At 63.1% G+C, this 4901-nt stretch carries 6 protein-coding genes and 1 pseudogene; all 7 read left to right on the forward strand.

Annotation, left to right across the window (positions count from 1 at the left end):
• Nucleotides 1-106: 106 nt before the first annotated feature.
• Nucleotides 107-1057 (forward strand): annotated as a pseudogene (locus tag EJC47_RS20550) (cation diffusion facilitator family transporter); the annotation flags it as partial.
• Nucleotides 1058-1067: 10 nt separating this feature from the next.
• Nucleotides 1068-1754, forward strand: a complete 687-nt coding sequence (locus tag EJC47_RS20555; protein WP_126849559.1) for a ZIP family metal transporter — start codon at nucleotides 1068-1070, stop codon at nucleotides 1752-1754.
• Between the two features lie 379 nt (nucleotides 1755-2133).
• Complete coding sequence (locus tag EJC47_RS20560; protein WP_126849560.1) at nucleotides 2134-2709, forward strand: recombinase family protein; 576 nt, start codon at nucleotides 2134-2136, stop codon at nucleotides 2707-2709.
• A gap of 229 nt (nucleotides 2710-2938) precedes the next feature.
• Nucleotides 2939-3289: a type II toxin-antitoxin system RelE/ParE family toxin gene (locus EJC47_RS20565; protein ID WP_066704234.1), complete on the forward strand. Its 351-nt coding sequence runs from the start codon at nucleotides 2939-2941 to the stop codon at nucleotides 3287-3289.
• Nucleotides 3286-3624: a helix-turn-helix domain-containing protein gene (locus EJC47_RS20570; protein WP_066704232.1), complete on the forward strand. Its 339-nt coding sequence runs from the start codon at nucleotides 3286-3288 to the stop codon at nucleotides 3622-3624. Before EJC47_RS20565 ends, EJC47_RS20570 begins: the two co-directional genes overlap by 4 nt.
• A 333-nt stretch (nucleotides 3625-3957) precedes the next feature.
• Nucleotides 3958-4641 carry a ParA family partition ATPase gene (gene parA, locus EJC47_RS20575; RefSeq protein ID WP_126849561.1) on the forward strand — a complete coding sequence of 228 codons (684 nt, stop codon included), beginning with the start codon at nucleotides 3958-3960 and terminating at the stop codon, nucleotides 4639-4641.
• The coding region (locus EJC47_RS20580; RefSeq protein ID WP_066704224.1) for a ribbon-helix-helix domain-containing protein at nucleotides 4638-4901 on the forward strand (264 nt) is incomplete at its 3' end. The genes parA and EJC47_RS20580, both read left to right, overlap by 4 nt.

The raw sequence follows: 4901 nt of genomic DNA on the forward strand, positions 1-4901 counted from the left end.
AGGCCAGCACAGCGAGCGGACTGTATGCAGTGAACAGTGCAACAAAACGAAGCCCCTATTGGGCATTGGCGGGTACGCGAGACGGAGAACGATAATGGCCTAAACGCACGATCACGCCGATGAGCATAGCGGCGCACACGACCATGGGCACGATCATGGCGGGCACGGCCATAGCCATGCCCCCAAGAGTTTCGGCAAAGCTTTTGCAATCGGAACGGCTCTCAATCTTGGGTTCGTTATTATCGAGGCCGGCTATGGCATCGCTGCTGGATCGATGGCGCTGCTGGCGGACGCGGGACATAATCTCAGCGACGTGCTCGGTTTGCTGATCGCGTGGGGCGCGGCGACACTAGGGCGACGCACCCCCAAAGGACGCTACACATACGGCTTCCGCAGCTCGTCGATCCTCGCGGCGTTCCTCAATGCCCTGTTGCTGCTCGTCGCAATCGTGGTGATCGCGGTAGAGGCGATCCGGCGCTTTTCCGAACCCGCGCCCGTCGCGGGCGGCACGGTGATGATCGTCGCCACGGTTGGCATCGTCATCAATACCGCAACGGCGTTGCTGTTCATGTCGGGCCGGAAGGGCGACCTCAATATCAAGGGCGCGTTCCTACACATGGCGGCCGACGCGGCCGTGTCCGCAGGCGTCGTCGTCGCCGGTTTCTTTATCGTGAAAACCGGCCTGTCTTGGATCGACCCAGTGACGAGCCTAGTGATCGTCGCGGTAATCGCGATCGGAACGTGGGGGCTGCTTCGAGATTCCGTAAACATGAGCCTGCAGGCCGCTCCCCCCGGAATCGACCCTTTAGAGATCGGCAGCTTCCTTCGCGCCCAAGACGGAGTGCAGGAGTTTCACGACTTGCACGTTTGGCCGATGAGCACGACGGAAACGGCGCTGACTGTCCACTTGCTTATGCCTAGTGGCTATCCGGGCGATACTTACACTGCCCGTGTCGCAGCGGCCTTGAAGGAGAAGTTTGGGATCGATCACGCCACCATCCAGATCGAAACCGATCCGGCGACGCCGTGCGAACTTGAATCCGACCAGACGGTGTGAGGGGATAATCATGCAGGCCGTTGCCTTTACCCTAATTCCCGTCGTCGCCGTTTTAATCGGATCGCTTTTCGCGGTTTCTAGGCGACCAAGCGATGCGTTCGTCAGCGCCATGCAGCATCTGGCGGCAGGCGTGGTATTCGCCGCAGCGGCAGCGGAAATCCTGCCACAGGTGATGCACCAGGCATCCCCGCTCGCGACTTTTACCGGAGGCGCGCTCGGCATCGTAATTATGCTGTCGCTCAAAGCCCTTGAAGGCCAAGCAAGCGGACCGGTCGCGATGCTGGGTGCGGTCGCCGTCGATATCTTGATCGATGGTCTTGTACTCGGTCTGGCGTTCGTCGCTGGTGGAAAGGCTGGGATCCTCTTGACCATCGCGTTGACGTTGGAGGTACTGTTTCTTGGGCTGACGGTGACGACCGAGCTGGGGGAGACAATCAAGTCCAAGGCACGCATCATCGCGATTACGATGGGGATTGCGCTATTGCTTCCTATCGGCGCGGCAGTAGCGACGCCCGTCGCGGCTTTCCCGCCCATCATCGTCGCGGGGTTCCTGAGTTTCGGCCTGATGGCGTTGCTCTATCTCGTGACGGAGGAATTATTGGTCGAGGCGCACGAAAAGCCTGATACGCCGCTTATCAGCGCGATGTTCTTCATCGGCTTTTTAGGGCTACTCCTGATCGAGGAGCTGTTAGGCTGACCGCCCGGCGCGGATCACCGTGGACCGAGGATGACGACGCCGAGCTTCGCCGGCGCGTGGTGGCAAAGCAGACCATCGGGCAGATCGCGCGAGAATTGGGACGGACCATGGACGCTATTCGCGGTCGAGCGGCAGTATTGCGGATTACGCTTCGATCGTCGCACCGGCCTTGGCGCGACGGCGTTACACGCCGCCAACCGCCGGCCGATCGGGAGTTCGGCAAAAAGTAGGAACGGTTGTCCCACAATCGGTCGTTCGCGCGAGAGCCGCGCCGATCGCGGCCGAGGGCGTTGAAACAGCTCTTTTAGCTTCCTAAAACTGTCCCTTGTTTCCTTCTCCGAAATCCGGCTAGGTCGTGTCGAGTTTTCGGAGAAGCCCCTTGCTCGTCGGCTATGCGCGCGTGTCCACCAGGGATCAGTCCCCTGCCCTACAGCTTAATGCGCTCCGCGAAGCCGGGTGCGAGAAGGTGTTCACCGAGAAGGCGTCGGGCGCGCAGCGCGATCGACCGGAGTTGAAGGCGGCGCTCGACTATCTCCGCGCCGGCGACACGCTGGCGGTGTGGAAGCTCGACCGGCTCGCGCGCTCCGTCCGGCAGCTCGTGGACACGGCCGAAGATCTCGCCAAGCGCGAGATCGGCCTAAAGGTTCTCACCCAGGCGATCGACACCACCAGCCCCGGCGGGCGGCTCGTGTTCCACGTCTTTGCGGCCGTGGCGGAGTTTGAGCGCGAGCTGACCCTGGAGCGCACCCATGCCGGGCTTGCCCAGGCGCGGGCCTTGGGGCGACGCGGCGGGCGCAAGCCGGCGATGGGACCGGCCGAGATCAAGCGCGCCAAGGCCATGCTGGCAGACCCGACCATCACCGTCGAGGAGGTGGCAGCGCAGCTCGGGGTGCAGCCATCGACGCTCTACCGGCACATTCCGGGCGGGCGCAGCTCGTTAAGCCTGCCGGCGTAGCGGAGGCCGCCCCGAGCGGGGCGGCCGCGTTGTTTGTCCCACCCACCCAGCTCTTGGGGCCGGGCATTGCGGCCCGGCCGGGCGCGAAAGCGCGTTCAGGCGAGGTCGTTGTTGCTTGCGCGTGAGCGTGTTCACACGTTCACGTGTTCATAGGTTCACATGAAACCATTGTCAGAGAGCGATGCATCCCCCCTTGACCATGTTGTGAGAAATAGCTACATTCGCGCCAATGCATCGGAAAGCCCTGCGTAACATCTCTTGGATCAAGGGCGCGCTTAAAGAGTTCGGCCGCTTTCCCGAGGACGCGCAGGACCAGGCGACCGACGCCCTCACGGCAATTGCCGAGGGTGACACGCCAGACATCGCTAAGCCCATGACCGGTTTGGGTTCGGGTATATGGGAACTGGCGATCAAGGAACGGGGAGACGCCTTCCGGGTGATCTACGCCCTCCAGCTCGACGACGACATTTGGGTGGTTCACGCCTTCCAGAAGAAGTCTAAGAGCGGGATCGCCACCCCGAAGCAGGAAATCGACCTGGTGCGCGAGCGCATCAAGCGTTTGAAGGAGGCGCTGCAATGACCGACGATGACGACTTCGAGATGATCCGAGGCACCGGCAACGTCTATGCCGACCTTGGTATGAAAGAACCCGAACAGCGCCAGCTCCGCGCGATCCTGGCGGCCGAGATCAGCAAGACGCTGGCGACCGACAATCTGACGGTGCGTGCGGCCGAGAAGATCACCGGCGTCGCCGCAGCCGATTTTTCGCGCATCCGTCAGTCCAAGCTCAAGGGCTTCACCATCGACCGGTTGATGACGATCCTCGATCGGCTTAATCGCGATGTGCAGGTGTCTGTATCCGTGCTGCCGCGCAAGGCGGACGGGCAAGCAGGGTTTCACCTTCTCCCGGCCTGAAATGCTCGACTAGGCCATCGAGGCGGTGTGTTCCAAGTTCGACGACCTGCCGCCGCTAGTCTGGAAGCCCCTTATCGACGAGGCTGTTGTGGCGACGCGGCGAGCGCCGAAATCCGCGAACAGCAAATAGGGTCTGGCGCCTGCCGCTGCGCGGCACCGCCGCTCTCAGTCGCTTCGCTCCCCAAGCCCGCAAGCGGTCTTGGCCCTGCCGGGTTCCGATCGGCTGGCGGGGCGAGGATCCGCGCAGCGGATCGCCGCCTTGACGTGGGCGCATGATTCGTCCACACGTGAACGTGTTCACAAGTTCACACGTTCACGTGTTCAGGGGTTCACATGAAGGTCATTACCGTCATCAGCCAGAAAGGCGGCGCGGGCAAGACGACTCTGGCGATCCACCTAGCCGCAGCCGGTGCGGGTGCGGGGCTTACCGCGTTGATCCTCGACACCGACCCGCAGGCGACCGCGAGCCACTGGAGCGAGTGGCGCGGATCGTCGGACCTAGAGGTGGTCGATTGTGCCTCCCCTCCCCTCTTGCCCCGCAAGCTTCAGCAGGCCGCCCAACTGGGGGCCGACCTGGTGGTGATCGACACCCCGCCCCATGCCGACATCATGGCGCGGGAAGCCTGCAAGGTCGCTGACCTGGTGCTGATTCCGTGTCGTCCGCAAGCCTTCGACCTCAAAGCCGTCGAGATGACGGCCGAGCTGGTGCAGGCGAGCGGCAAACCCGCGTTCGTGTTGTTCATGGGCGGCCCCCAGCGCGCGCCGACAACCTACCGGGATGCCCGCGAGCTGATCGAGGGTAGCGATGGCGTCGCCGGCATGGGCGTGGACGTTGCGCCCGTCATGCTCACCCAGCGGGCGATCTATCATCACAGCACGGCGCAGGGGAAAACCGCGATCGAGCTGGAACCCGAAGGCAAAGCGGCGGAGGAAGTTGCCGCGCTATGGGAGTGGACAAGTAAACAGGTGAACGTGTCCACACGTTCACGAGTGAACAACGAGCGGGGCGCGGCATGAGCAAGTTCGGCGCAATGAAGCAGCAGCGGGCGGAGAAGGCTGGCGCGATCGGCGACAGCCCAGACCAGGCGACGGCGACGGTCGCCACCCGCGCCCAGACCCGGCAGGGCAAGAAGGCGGTGAGCGCCTATTTCAGCCCTGAGGTCAGTCGCGGCCTCAATATGCTGGCGGCCGAGCAGGGGACGACGTTGCAGGCGCTCCTTGGCGAAGCCATCGACCTTCTTATGCGGCAGCATGGCAAGCATCCGTTTGGCGAGCGG

It is taken from the genome of Sphingomonas sp. TF3 (assembly GCF_003985085.1).
GTDB lineage: Bacteria > Pseudomonadota > Alphaproteobacteria > Sphingomonadales > Sphingomonadaceae > Sphingomonas.